This window comes from Bacillus sp. AFS029637, from assembly GCF_002584985.1.
Taxonomy (GTDB): Bacteria; Bacillota; Bacilli; order Bacillales; family Bacillaceae_G; genus Bacillus_A.
The window spans coordinates 47,363-61,848 of sequence record NZ_NUPZ01000013.1 but is presented as its reverse complement, the minus strand read 5'-3'; the positions used below and the strand labels follow the sequence as shown (position 1 = coordinate 61,848).

Below are 14,486 nucleotides of genomic sequence, written 5' to 3'. Positions count from 1 at the left end.
TAAAGTCTCACCTTATTTGTCTATCTGAATTTTAAATTCAAGCACAGCTTGATCTTTCCTAAACGGCATACTGAGTTCTTTAAATCGTAAGCTTATTCCAGACAAATTATCAGGAAGGACAGGAGATACAACGAATTGATGATTCATATGTCCATCGGTGCCGCCACCACCTTCTGACCAGCAATCGTATGTATCATCTATTGATAATTGGAAGAAACTATGAGGCTTATTTTCAATAAAAGCTTCATCCGTGGAATCCCAATCGCTATATAAATAAACTACACTAGCATTTGCATATTGCCGAATAAAAGTTACAGTATACATGACGCCATTATGTTCATAAGTTTTAAAAACAGGTACATGTTTTTTAAACTCAGTTGGTTCAACGCGAGGTTTAAATTCTTCTTCATCCATTATGGAAGAGAATAATGAGTTTAGATAGTCTGGATAAAATTCGTATTGCTTTGCCCATTTATAAATCGCTTCATCATGTGGAAAACCTGGGTCACCACCTGAAAGTTCTTTTCGTTCTTTTAATAGGGCGCAAATTTTTTCATCAATAGAGTATAAGCGTTCATCGTAATGATCGGTAGGACGTTCGAACGTCATTCTTCGCATAATCATTCCTCCTTTACTTTATTTTAACAAAAAAGACAGACTAATAAATAGTCTGTCTTTTTACATTAATTCTTCACATCATCATAAAGTTCAAGCGCCTCTTTCACATTCAATCTATTCTTCACAATACCATGTATTGCTTGAATCATCGCAGCTGGGTGCTCGGATTGCCATATGTTTCGGCCCATGTCTACTCCGATCGCGCCTTCCTGTAGTGCATTGTACGTAATGTTTAATGCGTCTTCAATTGAATCTAGTTTTGGGCCACCCGCGATGACAACTGGGGCAGGGCATGTGCTCGTTATTTTTTCGAATCCTTCGCAGTAGTACGTTTTAATAATGTCAGCACCCATTTCAACGCATACGCGGGAAGCGAGTGCGAGAAAGCGAGCTTCACGTTTTTGTAGTTCTTTTGCGACTGCGGTAATGCCGAGAACTGGTAGGCCGTAATCGTGAGCTTCTGAAACTACGTTTGCGAGATTCGTAACCGTTTGTGTTTCATAGTCTGATCCGACGAAAACAGAAACACCAACACCAATTGCGTTTTGTTTCACTGCTTCTTTTACAGGTGTAACGATTGTTTCATTCGCTAAGTCTTTCCCAATGATAGTAGCTCCGCCAGATACACGCATAACCATCGGTGTGCTGCAGTTTTCAGGAATACAAGAGCTAAGTACCCCTCGCGTTAAAAAGAGGGAATCTGTGTAAGGAAGCAAGTTTTTCACTGCCTCAAGTGGTTGTTCTAGTCCGTGAATCGGTCCTAAGAAATAGCCATGATCTATCGCAAGCATAACCGCTCTGCCATCAGGTAAAATTGTATTTAATCGATTTTTAAATCCCCAAGTCATTAGGAATCACTCCTTTGTTAATGTTGGATTTTCCGTTTGCACAGTATCTTTATTTGGTAAATGTGGTGACTTTATGAAAACAGCTTTAAAAGGTTTGTCAGAATGGTTAATTAGATAGTGAGATTCGTGAGGACGAACTTGCAGGACATCACCTTGTTTAATTGGGACTCTTTCGTTATTTACATAGAAGTCTATTTCGCCTTCTAATGCATAGAAGACTTCTTCGCACGTTGTATGATAATGGTTTTGAAACTCTTGCCCAGGCTGAATGACAACAAGGCCTAAATCAATATTCGGACCTTGTATTAAATATTTCGGCCCGTTATCACCGAAGCGATAGGAGAAATCATTTTCATTCGCTTTTAACATACATTCCACTCCTTTATGTAATGTGTTACAGAGCGCCGGGTGCAATCCACATATGTGAGGTGAGCCCTTTATCGGCTAAAGCGAGCTGACTGTCATACACAGTTTTCCATGTTTCATAGAACTCCTTATAAAGTTCGTGATTTTCAGTGATTGGTTCAAATGTGTGTTCCCATTGTACAAACTGTTCGGCAGTCTCTTCCATAGATTTATATATTCCAGCGCCAACTCCAGCAGCAATTGCAGTTCCTAACGCCGCTGCTTCTTTTACAACTGGTACTTTTACAGAGATGCCGAGTACGTCTGAAAGAATTTGTGGCCATAGTTTTCCTTTAGCAGCTCCGCCAGCAAAAACAACTTCAGAAGGGAATGTACCAGTGAGATTTTCTATTAATTTTAAGTTTCCGAGTGTAACGAAAGCAGCATTTTCTTCAATAGCGCGGAACAGTTCTTTCTTACCGCATTTATCTGCGTCTAAACTTAAATTTAAAAAAGAAGGTGCGGCATGACGCCAAGAAATGTAGTTCATAACGTTTGAAAAAGTAGGGATAATGCCATGTGACCCGGTCGGCACGTCTTTTGCTTGTTCTTCTAATAATTCATAAGCATCTATACCGAGTTTTTCAGCGAGCTTCTTTTCTTCTTGGCAAAAAGCATCTCGAAACCAGCGCATAACAAGACCAGGGAAAAAGGCAATCGTTTCATATTGCCATAAGTTCGGAACGACATGACAATTTACGCGAATCGCAGCTTGTGGATCCGTTATTGGCTCAGTAATATTCACTTCTTGTTGCCAAAAACTGCCTCCGCATATTAGTGTTTGATTTGGCTTAACAACTCCAGTTCCGAGTGAGGCCATTTGCGCATCACCGCCGCCAGCGACGACAGGAATTCCTTCGCGTAAACCAGTTAATGCTGCACACTCTTTTGTAACAGTACCAATCACTGTACCAGCTTCATTTACTTTTGGTGAAAATGGCAAAGCTAGACCGCATTCTTTAGCGACGCTGTTATCCCAACCTCTATTTTGTAAGTCGAAAATACCAGACGTACATCCGTTGGAAGGATCAATTTGTAGTACGCCACTTAATTTATATAAAATCCAATCATTTAACATCGTAAAAGAATGAATATCGCTATAGACGTTTGGCTCATGTTTTTTTATCCAAAGTAGGCGAGGTAAAGCACCTAATGAAAAAGTTTGTCCAGACGTTGTATATAGATCTTCTTCGAGATGTGCCCGGATTTCTTTTAGTTCACTAACTTCAGCAGATGCACGCCCATCAACATTTGCGCAGGCCCATATTTCTTGCCCACTTTTATCGTATAATACGAAACCTTCACGCATACTTGTAGCGCTTATAGCTTGAATAGAAGAGGGAGATATATTACTTTTTTGCATAACTTCTTTCGTGCACTCTTGTACAAGCTGCCAATTTTCTTTCACATCAAAATTCATAGAGCCTGGGTAACGAGGATCAGATTTATGAATCCATTCTTTTTGACTTACTGCAATTTGATTGCCATGTAAATCAAAAAGAACTGCTCGAATGCTTCCTGTACCAGCATCGAAAGCTAATAAAGTAGACATTAAGAATCACCGTCCTTTCGTAATAAAGAGAGCGCTGTTTCTTCATCAGTAATTAATGTATGAATAAACTTTCCTTTTAAAGCCCCATAAATGGCATCTATCTTTTGAATGCCTCCAGCAACACCAACGACATGATTCATGTTGCGCAAAATAGAGAGAGGCGTGCCAATTAGGCGATTGTGATGCGGAAGCTCTAATAAATTGCCATTCGTATTATAAAACTGTCCTAAAATATCGCCAACGCCGTTTTGGCTACGAATATATGTCATTTCACGTAGCGTTAATTTTTCTTCTTTCACAATAGTGGCATCTTGCGATAAACCGCCAATACCGACAACTGCTGTTTGAGCAAGTGAAGCGACATGCAGCATATCTTTTACACTCGGTTCTGATAGAATACTTTGTGCCATTTCGGTTGTAGATGCTAGAAACGGCGTAGGGATAATGTGAAGATCGCCTTGCATGTAATGTAAAAAGTTTTGTTTTCTTGGGAGATAGTGGTTTACTCCGCCTGTTAACGTTACGATTGAAAGGTTAATAGAACTTTCAAAATGAATGTTTTCTAGCATTTTACTTATCGTTTCGCCCCAGCCAATGCCGAGTAAATCGCCTTGTTGGAGCTGGGTTTCTAAATATTGTGCAGCAGCTTTGCCGAGAGAAGTAACATAATCGTCTATTGGAGTAGGGATAATGAAAGCATCTTTTAAGTGGAACTTTTTTATTAGGTCACGTTCAATACTTAAACAGTGTAAACCAGTTCCTTTTATATGAAATGTTACGATTCCTTCACTGCGTGCCTTATCTAATAACCGAACCACTTTATTTCTTGAAATGTGGAGAAGTGAAGCGATCTCCTGTTGGGTTAATTGATCTTTATAATAGTACCAAGCTACTTTAGTTAATAAATTTTCTTCAAAGTTCAGCTGTGACATACTCTTCATCCCTTTCAACAATTGACCAATGCTTAAACATATGTGCCGTATATTTTGTTTATTCCAGTTGAAACGATAAATAGTCTGGTGAAAAAAGTGTTCTAGATATGAAAAAAGGAATATACAATGCTACAAAACAAGTAGAACAAATAATCATTTTCTCAAAAAATGTTCTGGATAAAGGCAGGTGACATCATGTGGAAAGCGTACCCTTATTACAAATAAAGAAAATGAGTAAGGCGTTTTCAAATCAACTTGTACTTAAAGAAGTGAATTTACAAGTAGAGCGTGGTGATATATACGCTTTAGTTGGGGGAAATGGTGCTGGAAAATCAACATTAATGAAAATATTAACGGGGTTATATTCGTATGATAGTGGAGAAATGTATGTAAAAGGCATGAGGCAACAGTTTGTAAATCCAAAAGAAGCACATCGAGAAGGGATTTATTTAATACCACAAGAACCTCTCATTTTTTCGCATATGACCATTGAAGAAAATATATGTATCGGACTAAAGGGGCATAGAAAGAAACTAAAGGTAAAAGTTCAGCAATTAATTGACAGTTTAGGTTGGGATATTGATCTTAATGAGCTAGGAGGATCGTTATCCATTGCGCAGCAACAATTAGTAGAAATCGTTAGAGGATTAATACGAGAAGCCGAGATTCTTATTTTAGATGAGCCAACATCGACATTAACAACTCACGAAATGAAGAGTCTTTTTGTGTTGCTGAAAAGTTTACAAGAAAAAGGAATTGGAATGATATACATTACGCATCGCTTTCCAGAAATCTTTGAAATTGCCAATAAAGTAGCGATATTACGTGATGGCATGATTACAAACCAAGGGGATGTATGTAATTATACCTATGACATATTGATGGAGGGACTATTACCAAAAGGGTATAAGCAGAAAGAGAAAAAAGAAGTAGTTCAAGAGACAGAAAGGATGAAAAAGATATTAGAAGTGATTGATGTGAATGGTCACGCATTCGAAAATATATCACTAACTGTACATGCTGGAGAAATTGTAGGTATTGCTGGCATTGTTGGATCAGGTAGAACAGAACTAGCAGAAGCGATATTCGGATTGAAATCTATACAATCAGGTTCCATTTTATTAGAAGGAAAATCAATTGATACATGCTCTTTACATAAAAGGCTAAGCGAAGGACTCGTTTACGTTCCAGAGGATCGGGCGAGAAATGGAATTTTTTCAATTGCATCTGTGACAGAAAATATGACAGCAGCCAGTTTACAGCAAAATAATCGCTATTTTATTAATCGAGAAAAAGAAAGCGCTTTAGTAAAATCGTTTATAGAACAGTTTCGAATTGTTGTACCGAATATGAATGTAGAACTTGCATCTTTATCAGGAGGTAATCAGCAAAAAGTCGTGCTTGCGAAATATCTCGCATGTAATCCGAAAATCATTATTCTAGATGAACCAACGCGTGGAATTGATGCGAAAGCAAGGCTTGAAGTGTATGAGACGATAGAAGAAATGAAGAGGGAAGGACTTGCCATATTATTAATCTCTTCAGATGTAGAGGAAATTGTCCAATTAGCAAACCGTGTATATGTAATGCGAAATGGGCAATTTGTTTCTAGTTTGGAGAAAGAACAAATAAGTGCGGATGAAGTTACACGCCTTGCATACGGAGGTGTAACAGAATGAAGCGTTTGTTTAAAATGCATGAGACGTCTATCGTATTGTTACTATTCATTTATATAGTTATTGTTGGAATAATAAATCCTAGTTTTGTTCAATTTAACTCGTTATCTTTAGTAATGAAATCAAGTGTTATTTTAGTCGTTCTAGCAATTGGCCAATCTTTCGTCTTATTTACGAAAAATATAGACGTATCAGTTGGCTCGATTATGGGAATAAGCGCAGCGGTTTGCGGAATGATGTTAACGAATGGTTATAGTGCATTTTTGTCTATACTTACTGCTATTTTGCTAGGAGCTGTTATCGGTTTCGTAAACGGGATTGGCGTTGCGAAGTTTCGGGTACCAGCCATCATTATGACATTAGGCATGCTAGGCATCATTAGAGGTTCGATGCTAATTTTCACAGGCGGAAAGTGGATTGAAGATATTCCAAATGATTTCAAACAACTGTCATCAATCGTTATACTTGGCTTACCAATCACAGTATGGAGTGTTTTTATTATTTTATTATTACTGTATTTCTTTTTAATGAAAGTACCATACGGAAGGTACTTCTATGCGGTTGGTGATAATGAAGACGGTGCGAGACTTGTTGGAATATGTGTCAATAATGTAAAGACATACGCTTTTATGATTTCAGGCACAAGTGCTGGGCTTGCTGGTTGCATATTTGTTATGAATATCGGGTTCGTTCCAAATCAAACAGGTACAGGATTAGAATTGCAAGTAATCGCCGCCGCTGTACTAGGAGGAATTCATTTAAAAGGAGGAACAGGATCTATATATGGAGCGGCATTAGGAGCATTATTTTTAGAAGCAATAAGTAGCTCACTCGTATTTTTAAAAATCCCAGCATTTTGGAATAATGCTATTTCAGGTTTTTTATTATTACTTATCATCATATTGGATAGTGTTATGAAAAAGTGGAAAGCAGAAAGGAGGATGAATCTATGAAATATTTTTACAGATGGGAAGGTGTTTTAATCGTATTGCTTCTTATAGAATTCGTCCTCTTTAGTTTTCTAAATAGTGATTTCTTAAATGTTAGTAATCTCCTTTTTAGTACAAATGATTTCCTATTCATCGCAATCGCGGCGATACCAATGACTTTCGTTATTGTAACAGGAGGAATTGACGTATCGGTTGGCTCAATAATGGGGCTCACTTCGATCTTGATCGGTGTACTTTGGATGAAGGGTATCCCTATTTTACTAGCAGTCATAATCGCCTTAATAATTAGTTGCTTAGCAGGTGCTTTAAACGGACTCATTATAAAAATGACAGATGTAGAACCACTCGTCGTTACACTAGGAACGATGTTTTTATACGGAGGGATTGCGCTCGTTATTTCAGGAGGAGCGGGTGCTTCTGGATACGAAGGAATCAGTGGTTTACCTGACGCATTTGTACAACTGGCAAATATGAGTTTTATAGGAATACCTAACTTATTATGGTTACTTATCGTATTAACAATCATATGTACTACATTGTTTCACAGAACGATATATGGGCGTCACGTTAAACTAACAGGGGCGAATGAAAATGCAGCGAAATACACGGGGATCAAAACGAAAAAAGTAGTTATCATTGCTTACATACTTTCTGGGTTAGGAGGTGGATTAGGGGGAACTTTCTTAACTGCATATTTCGGTTCCGCCCGTGCTGATATTGGAAGTGAAACGATTTTACCAATTATTACGGCAGTCGTATTAGGCGGAACACTTATTACAGGTGGAAAAGGTAGCATTTTTGGTACGGTACTTGCTAGTATTTTCATTGGACTTATGCAGTATGGTCTACAAATGACAGGTTTAACAAATGAACAATCCAATGTAGTAATAGGTATTATCCTTATTCTTTCAGTTATTATGAGACATTTCAAATTACATCAATTCTTAGCGGAAAAAAGAAGGAATTTGCATAAGGGGGAAATGTCATGAAGAGAAAACTGGGGATTGTATTGATTGTATGTATTTGTTTAATCGGTTTAATTGCGTGTTCTAGCCAAACGGCAGATAAGAAAAAGGCTGATGATGTGAAATTTGCATTTATTCCGAAATTAACAGGAGTTGGTTTCTTCACATCGGGTGGTGAAGGGGCAAAAGAGATGGGAGATAAGTTAGGCGTGCAAGTGAAGTATGATGGACCGTCTGAAGCGAGTGTTTCAGGGCAAGTTAAATATATAAACAATTTCATTAATCAAAACTATGATGCGATTATGGTTTCATCTACGTCAGTGGATGGGCTATCGCAATCACTGCAACGTGCTAAGAAAAAAGGGATGACGGTGTTAACATGGGATTCTGATGTGAATCCGAAAGATCGTTCTTTTTATATAAGCCAAGGAACACCAGATCAACTTGCTAATTTATTAATAGAAATGACTTCAAAGCAAATTGGAGATAAAGGAAAAGTAGCATTCTTTTATTCTAGCCCGACAGTAACAGATCAAAACCAATGGGTAACGAAAGCGAAAGAAATTATTAAAAAGAAATATCCGAATTGGGAAATTGTAACAACGCAATATGGTGAAAATAATGCTCAAAAATCATTATCAGTAGGAGAGAACATATTAAAAACGTATCCCGATATTAATGCAGTCATTTGTCCAGATGCAACGGCGCTTCCGGCAATGGCGCAAGCAGCTGAAAATTTGAAAATGGATAAAAAAGTAGCCGTAACCGGATTCTCTACACCAAACGTCATGCGTGATTATGTAAAAAGAGGTACAGTACAGCAATTTGGACTATGGGATGTAAAACAACAAGGTGCCCTCGCTACGTATGTCGCAAATGAAATTGTTGTAAAAGGGAAGAAGTTAAAAGTAGGCGATAGCTTCGAAGTAAAAGGAATTGGCAGAGTGAAAGTAGAGCCAAACTCGATTCAAGGATATGACTATGAGGCAGAAGGAAATGGAATTATCGTATTACCAGAGCGAGTTGTATTCACGAAGGATAATATTGATAAGTATAATTTCTAGTAATGAAAAAACGTCCGAATATATCGGACGTTTTTTGATCTCATCATTAATTATGAACAGTTTCTTTTTCGTTTAATCCAAGTGTGCGTCCTGTGGAAGCGTGTAAATCTTGGAATAGCTTTGGATTTTCAGTTAGTGAAATGCCGTAAGAAGGAATCATTTCTTTAATTTTTGGTTCCCATTCAAGGATACGACCTGGGAAGCATTTTTCTAATACTTCAAGCATGACGTGAACGGCAGTAGAAGCACCTGGAGAAGCGCCAAGTAACGCAGCAATTGATCCGTCAGCCGCACTAACAACTTCTGTACCGAATTGAAGTGTTCCTTTACCGCCAGCATCAGTGTCTTTAATTACTTGCACACGTTGTCCAGCAACTACAATGTCCCAATCTTCACTTTTCGCATTCGGAATGAATTCACGTAATTCTTCCATACGTTTTTCGTGTGACAACATAACTTGTTGGATTAAGTATTTTGTTAATCCCATTTCTTTTACACCAGCTGCTAACATCGTTAAGACGTTATTTGGTTTTACAGAGCCGATTAAATCAAGATTTGAACCAGTTTTTAAGAATTTAGGTGAGAACCCTGCAAATGGTCCAAACAGTAAAGCTTTTTTATTGTCTATATATCTTGTATCCAGATGAGGAACAGACATTGGCGGAGCGCCAACTTTAGCTTTACCGTATACTTTTGCATGATGTTGCTCAACAACCTTTTGATTTTTACATACCATAAATAGTCCACTTACTGGGAATCCACCGATATGTTTTGATTCAGGAATACCAGTCTTTTGTAGTAGAGGTAGACTACCGCCACCACCGCCAATAAAGACGAATTTTGCAGTGTGATGCTCGATTTTTCCACTGTTCATATCATGTACTTTCACATCCCACAAACCGTTCTTTGTGCGTTTAATATTTTCAACACTATGTTTGTAGTTTAGTTCGACATTTTTAGTTTTTAAGTAATCAAACAACATGCGCGTTAACGCACCGAAGTTAACATCTGTTCCAGAATCAATTTTCGTTGCAGCCATTGCTTCATTAGATGCACGGCCATCCATAATGAGTGGAAGCCATTTTTTTAATGTTTCAGGAGCATCAGAAAATTCCATCCCTTGAAATAGAGGATTTTTTGTAAGCGCTTCAAAACGATTTTTTAGAAACTCTACATTTTTTTCCCCTTGTACTAAACTCATGTGGGGTAGTGGCATAATAAAATCTTGTGGATTACGAATTAAATTTCGTTTTACAAGATACGCCCAAAATTGTCTTGAAAGCTGAAATTGCTCATTCACTTTTACAGCCTTACTAATATCTATAGATCCGTCAGATTTTTCGGAAGTATAGTTAAGCTCGCATAGCGCAGAATGCCCAGTACCTGCATTATTCCATTCGTTAGAGCTTTCTTCCCCGGCACTTGCGAGTTTTTCAAAAACTTTAATTTCCCATTCTGGTGCTAATTCTTTTAGCAATGAGCCTAACGTTGCACTCATAATTCCTGCACCGATTAAGATAACGTCTGTTTTTTGCTGCATGTTGCTCATGATAATCTCTCCATCCCCTATATTGGCAAAAAAGTGTAGGTGTTTACTATATCTAAGCCGTAAAATTGAAAACACCGCCTAGGCCCCACCTAGGTGTATACCTTTTTTGTCTCAATTATATAACCATCTCATACTCTATTATAATAATTAATAGACTAAAATATCTAGTGTTATCTGATAATTTTAAACTAATTCCTGCTATATTTGCTAAAATTCTTATTTAACAAGCACTTTTCAGTGAATGAATAGAAAAAAATCACGGTTTGAAATTATCCCGAAAAAGCTTACATACCCCTAAGTGGTTAGGGAGGATACCTTTTTATAGAAATTTATCCCTATAAATGGTAAGATTATTCAGAAAAATGAAAAGGAGGGATACCAATGCGTACACAAGAACAAATCGCAAATTTATTTCGAAACTTTTCAATAAAGGAATGTAAAGGATCAAGTGATTTATACGAATATTTATCAATAAACATTGCTGAAGATGAGGAAGTACTTACACTATCTTCTTATGCTCAAACAGGCCAACCAATCCCGAATTTATTATTAGGCGCAGTACATTATTTATTGTTAGTCGGTAAAGAGCATGATTTAAAAATGTATTATAGTAGCTTAGTTGAGAATGTCACTACAAATTTAGATAAAGCTTTTGAACACTTTAAAGATTTTTGTAAGGAGTACCGAGAAGAAATCATTACTTTATTACAAACGAAACTCGTTCAAACGAATGAAGTAAGACGATGTGCGTACTTATACCCAAGTTTCTGCTACATATTTAACAAAGTGAAGAAACCGTTAGCGTTAATTGAAATTGGGACAAGCTCTGGATTACAACTGTTCTGGGACAAATATAGCTATTCGTACGGTACAGATGAAACATACGGAAATATAAATTCGAATGTACATGTAACTTCTGAAATAAGAGGGGAGAACGTACCTCATTTATTAAAAGAAAGTCCACCTGTCGTAGAAAGAGTTGGGCTTGATTTACATGTGAATGATTTACATAATGAGGAAGATTATTTATGGTTACGTGCACTAATTTGGCCGGAACATAAAGAAAGGCTTGAAATGTTTGATCAAGCAGCATCTTTAGTAAAAAAGGAATCTGTCCAATTAATAGAAGGAGATGGTGTGGAGCTATTGCCATCTATCATTAATCAAATAAGCGAAGATGCTGTTATTTGCATTTTTCATACACACGTTGCAAATCAAATACCTGAACAAGTAAAACGTAAGCTAGAAAATCAAATTCAAGAAATCGGTGCAAAACGTGATGTATGCCACCTTTATAACAACATGTGGGACCGGGAACTTCATATGGATTATTATATTAACGGAAACGAATATCGTGAAACGGTTGGAGAAACAGAAGGGCATGGTAGATGGTTTAGCTGGAAGCTTGGGAATGAGACATTCTGTTAAAGTGAAGTAGGAATCCTTCACTTATATTTCTTACAAATAAGATGAGGTAAGAAATATAGAGTAGTTTTGAATATCATGGTGAAAAAGTTAAATCATCAAATAAATGTATACATGATTAAAATAATAATTAGCACAAAAAATGCTTGAGAGAAATCTCAAGCATTTTTTGAATTGAATTCAAATTCTAAAATGGATCATGTACTTCTGTTCTGGTGTAGTTTGTACAATCTTTGAAGCTAATTCATTCAGCTCAACAGAATGATCCTTTTAGTAAGGTATTTCCGTATTATTTGCAATAGAGAAACAGCTATTACATATAAGGCTGCTTCTCTACTATAGGAAAATATCGGGAATGGATATGAAATAAATTTATAGTCATTTCGTCATTTTAGGGTCGTAATACGTCCACTTTAAAGCTATATATATGTACTTAAAATTTCCCCAGGCAAGCCATCAATCTCACAAACTATTTCAGATGTAAAACCGGCGTTTAGTAATATTTTTTGAGAGGGGATATTGTTCGGATCAATAATTGCTTTTAGTACGCTTACATCTGTCTGTTTCGCAATATTCATTAATTCCTTGGCAATTGCACTTCCGTATCTTTTCCCCCAGTGTTCCGGCAAGAGCATATATCCAATTTCAGCCTCTTTTGCATTTTCCTCATTTACCGTGACATGTCCAAGACCAATGTATTCATTTGTAATAGAATCACACACTTTATAAGAGCCGAATAGTTGATGTTTTTCATTGCGCTTTAACAATTTTTTAAAGTTAGCTTGCGCCTCTTCTAACGGAATGGAACGCTCTGTAATTTGGGCCATTACTTCTTCGTTTGAAACGAGCAGGAAATATAAGTTGAAATCTGTTGGTTCAAATTTATTGAAATATAGCCTCATCATAATATTCCTCCAAACTAATTTTTAATTGTTCTTCAGAAAAGATATATCATAATTTCAATTATAAAAGATTAACAAAGACAATTGTTAATCTTTGGTGGATAGAGTACATACAATTGGTAATTAAGTGGATGCATTATGGTGTAATTACAGAAAAGGGTGAATAATGATTATGAGTTCATTTGAGCAAATGATATATGTCGGTATCATCATGTCTATTGTATTATCCGTATTGATTTTGGGGGCTTTATATTACAATCCTCGTCTTTCGTTAACTGATTATCCGAAAGACATTCAGAAGGTAGTATTTCCGAAAACAATCAATGAAAAAAAGCAAACGATTTACTTTAATATTGTATACAATACGATTTTCTTCGGTACTCCTTTTATCTCTACGTTTATATTGCATCAACAAGAAAAATTATTGTATATGGATGCTTATTTACATACTTTTGGCATTTTAATGATTTTCAATTTAGTAGATTTATTAATAATTGATTGGTTTATTTTTTGTTGGATTACCCCGAGATTTGTGGTTATTCCTAGTACGGAAGGTATGAAGGGATATAAAGATTATAAGTTTCATGTAAGAGGGGCTATAGTAGGTACTTTGTTTTTAGCGATTGTAAGTATATTTTTGGCAGGAATTGCGACAACTATTTAATTTTAAGCAGAATGTAACGCCAAATGTAAAATTTTCTGTTTGTTTTTTTCAGTGGAAGAATCTTAAGTGGTTTTAATCAAACTATTAATAGATAGTGTTTCGCTTTATAAAAAGGGGGGAATAGTATGCCTGAAACAAATGAATCTTCAAGAGTCGATTTAAAGAAAGATGTGAAGTTTTCTATTATAATCCCTGCGCACAATGAAGAGAAGTATATTAGGAAATGTTTAGATTCAATTTCAAAGGCAGCGGAGGCATATAAAGATCAAACTGAAGTTATAGTTGTTTTAAATCGTTGTACAGATAAAACAGAGGCAATAGCAAAGTCGTATAACTGTATTACATTAAAAAATAACGATAAAAACTTATCCAAAATCCGAAATGAAGGGGCAAAAATAGCTAGTGGAGAAATCATCATTACTATAGATGCTGATACCCAAATGGCAGAGTCAATGTTGTCTAATGTAGACAAAAATTTAGTTTCAGGTAAATACATTGGCGGTGGGGCAACGGGGAAGTTTGAAAGGATATCTTTAGGAATATTCCTTTCCGCAATGTTAATAATAATTCCTTTACTTTTTAAGTATGGGGCTATATCTGTAGGGATTTTTTGGTGTTATAGAAAAGACTTTATGGAGATTAATGGATTTAATGAAAAGATGCTTATGGCAGAAGATGCAGATTTTGCAAAACGGTTAAAAGAATGGGGCAAGCAAAACAATAAGAAATTCGGTACAATAAAAAATGGAATGATAACTTCATGCAGAAAGTTTGATACATATGGAGACTGGGCTTTACTTAAAAATCCAAAAGTAATTTTAGCTTATCTAAAAGGGAACGATAAAAAATACGCAGATCAAACATATTATGATAACCAAGAAAGATAATGACTTCTAGTGTTAATGATCTTATAATATAGATCAGATTTTTATAAAG

General features: G+C 36.3%; 14 protein-coding genes. 7 read left to right on the top strand and 7 right to left on the bottom strand.

Translation table 11 applies throughout. From position 1 onward, the window contains the following. Positions 1 to 12: 12 nt before the first annotated feature. The 5 genes from COE49_RS05225 to COE49_RS05205 form a co-directional block, all read right to left on the bottom strand. Positions 13 to 618, bottom strand: coding sequence for a hypothetical protein (locus tag COE49_RS05225; RefSeq protein WP_140417271.1), 606 nt, complete (start codon positions 616 to 618; stop codon positions 13 to 15). A gap of 65 nt (positions 619 to 683) precedes the next feature. Further along, positions 684 to 1,466, bottom strand: a complete 783-nt coding sequence (lsrF, locus tag COE49_RS05220; RefSeq protein WP_088229445.1) for a 3-hydroxy-5-phosphonooxypentane-2,4-dione thiolase — start codon at positions 1,464 to 1,466, stop codon at positions 684 to 686. 6 nt (positions 1,467 to 1,472) lie between these two features. Further along, positions 1,473 to 1,835: a cupin domain-containing protein gene (locus COE49_RS05215; protein ID WP_000909986.1), complete on the bottom strand. Its 363-nt coding sequence runs from the start codon at positions 1,833 to 1,835 to the stop codon at positions 1,473 to 1,475. Between the two features lie 25 nt (positions 1,836 to 1,860). Further along, complete coding sequence (gene lsrK / locus COE49_RS05210; RefSeq protein ID WP_098945754.1) at positions 1,861 to 3,423, bottom strand: autoinducer-2 kinase; 1,563 nt, start codon at positions 3,421 to 3,423, stop codon at positions 1,861 to 1,863. Beyond that, positions 3,423 to 4,373 carry a sugar-binding transcriptional regulator gene (locus tag COE49_RS05205; protein ID WP_098253500.1) on the bottom strand — a complete coding sequence of 317 codons (951 nt, stop codon included), beginning with the start codon at positions 4,371 to 4,373 and terminating at the stop codon, positions 3,423 to 3,425. The genes lsrK and COE49_RS05205 overlap by 1 nt, the downstream gene beginning before the upstream one ends. Positions 4,374 to 4,552: 179 nt before the next feature. Here COE49_RS05205 and COE49_RS05200 point away from each other — a divergent pair, with 179 nt between their 5' ends. Genes COE49_RS05200 through lsrB form a run of 4 tightly spaced genes read left to right on the top strand, consistent with a single transcriptional unit; the run spans position 4,553 to position 9,010 of the window. After that, positions 4,553 to 6,034: a sugar ABC transporter ATP-binding protein gene (locus COE49_RS05200; RefSeq protein ID WP_098357492.1), complete on the top strand. Its 1,482-nt coding sequence runs from the start codon at positions 4,553 to 4,555 to the stop codon at positions 6,032 to 6,034. Next, the gene (locus COE49_RS05195) at positions 6,031 to 6,984 is read left to right on the top strand and encodes an ABC transporter permease subunit (protein ID WP_088229441.1); all 954 of its coding nucleotides are present in this window, start codon (positions 6,031 to 6,033) and stop codon (positions 6,982 to 6,984) included. Before COE49_RS05200 ends, COE49_RS05195 begins: the two co-directional genes overlap by 4 nt. Then, positions 6,981 to 7,970, top strand: coding sequence for an ABC transporter permease (locus tag COE49_RS05190; RefSeq protein ID WP_140417268.1), 990 nt, complete (start codon positions 6,981 to 6,983; stop codon positions 7,968 to 7,970). The genes COE49_RS05195 and COE49_RS05190 overlap by 4 nt, the downstream gene beginning before the upstream one ends. Then, positions 7,967 to 9,010 (top strand): autoinducer 2 ABC transporter substrate-binding protein LsrB, encoded by a 1,044-nt coding sequence (gene lsrB, locus COE49_RS05185; RefSeq protein ID WP_088229439.1) that lies wholly within the window; start codon positions 7,967 to 7,969, stop codon positions 9,008 to 9,010. The genes COE49_RS05190 and lsrB overlap by 4 nt, the downstream gene beginning before the upstream one ends. A 46-nt stretch (positions 9,011 to 9,056) precedes the next feature. Here lsrB and COE49_RS05180 read toward each other — a convergent pair whose 3' ends face one another. Further along, a complete protein-coding gene (locus COE49_RS05180) occupies positions 9,057 to 10,559 on the bottom strand; it encodes a malate:quinone oxidoreductase (RefSeq protein ID WP_088229438.1) in 1,503 nt (500 codons plus the stop codon). A gap of 381 nt (positions 10,560 to 10,940) precedes the next feature. Between COE49_RS05180 and COE49_RS05175 the strand changes: the two genes are divergently transcribed. Continuing rightward, complete coding sequence (locus tag COE49_RS05175) at positions 10,941 to 11,987, top strand: DUF2332 domain-containing protein (protein ID WP_098945753.1); 1,047 nt, start codon at positions 10,941 to 10,943, stop codon at positions 11,985 to 11,987. 416 nt (positions 11,988 to 12,403) lie between these two features. Here the strand turns inward: COE49_RS05175 and COE49_RS05170 are convergent, their stop codons facing one another. Further along, a complete protein-coding gene (locus tag COE49_RS05170) occupies positions 12,404 to 12,889 on the bottom strand; it encodes a GNAT family N-acetyltransferase (RefSeq protein WP_088229432.1) in 486 nt (161 codons plus the stop codon). Between the two features lie 169 nt (positions 12,890 to 13,058). Here COE49_RS05170 and COE49_RS05165 point away from each other — a divergent pair, with 169 nt between their 5' ends. Both COE49_RS05165 and COE49_RS05160 read left to right on the top strand, forming a co-directional pair. Then, positions 13,059 to 13,550 carry a nitroreductase gene (locus COE49_RS05165; RefSeq protein ID WP_141556612.1) on the top strand — a complete coding sequence of 164 codons (492 nt, stop codon included), beginning with the start codon at positions 13,059 to 13,061 and terminating at the stop codon, positions 13,548 to 13,550. 125 nt (positions 13,551 to 13,675) lie between these two features. Beyond that, positions 13,676 to 14,437 (top strand): glycosyltransferase, encoded by a 762-nt coding sequence (locus tag COE49_RS05160; RefSeq protein WP_098945751.1) that lies wholly within the window; start codon positions 13,676 to 13,678, stop codon positions 14,435 to 14,437. The last annotated feature ends 49 nt before the right edge of the window (positions 14,438 to 14,486 follow it).

Excerpts from the sequence above, each read along its gene's own strand:
- COE49_RS05215 (WP_000909986.1), bottom strand. The coding sequence starts at position 1,835 with ATGTTAAAAGCGAATGAAAATGATTTCTCCTATCGCTTCGGTGATAAC.
- COE49_RS05160 (WP_098945751.1), top strand. The coding sequence starts at position 13,676 with ATGCCTGAAACAAATGAATCTTCAAGAGTCGATTTAAAGAAAGATGTG.
- COE49_RS05190 (WP_140417268.1), top strand. The coding sequence starts at position 6,981 with ATGAAATATTTTTACAGATGGGAAGGTGTTTTAATCGTATTGCTTCTT.
- lsrB (WP_088229439.1), top strand. The coding sequence starts at position 7,967 with ATGAAGAGAAAACTGGGGATTGTATTGATTGTATGTATTTGTTTAATC.
- COE49_RS05180 (WP_088229438.1), bottom strand. The coding sequence starts at position 10,559 with ATGAGCAACATGCAGCAAAAAACAGACGTTATCTTAATCGGTGCAGGA.
- COE49_RS05165 (WP_141556612.1), top strand. The coding sequence starts at position 13,059 with ATGAGTTCATTTGAGCAAATGATATATGTCGGTATCATCATGTCTATT.
- COE49_RS05225 (WP_140417271.1), bottom strand. The coding sequence starts at position 618 with ATGCGAAGAATGACGTTCGAACGTCCTACCGATCATTACGATGAACGC.
- lsrK (WP_098945754.1), bottom strand. The coding sequence starts at position 3,423 with ATGTCTACTTTATTAGCTTTCGATGCTGGTACAGGAAGCATTCGAGCA.
- COE49_RS05195 (WP_088229441.1), top strand. The coding sequence starts at position 6,031 with ATGAAGCGTTTGTTTAAAATGCATGAGACGTCTATCGTATTGTTACTA.
- COE49_RS05175 (WP_098945753.1), top strand. The coding sequence starts at position 10,941 with ATGCGTACACAAGAACAAATCGCAAATTTATTTCGAAACTTTTCAATA.
- COE49_RS05170 (WP_088229432.1), bottom strand. The coding sequence starts at position 12,889 with ATGATGAGGCTATATTTCAATAAATTTGAACCAACAGATTTCAACTTA.
- lsrF (WP_088229445.1), bottom strand. The coding sequence starts at position 1,466 with ATGACTTGGGGATTTAAAAATCGATTAAATACAATTTTACCTGATGGC.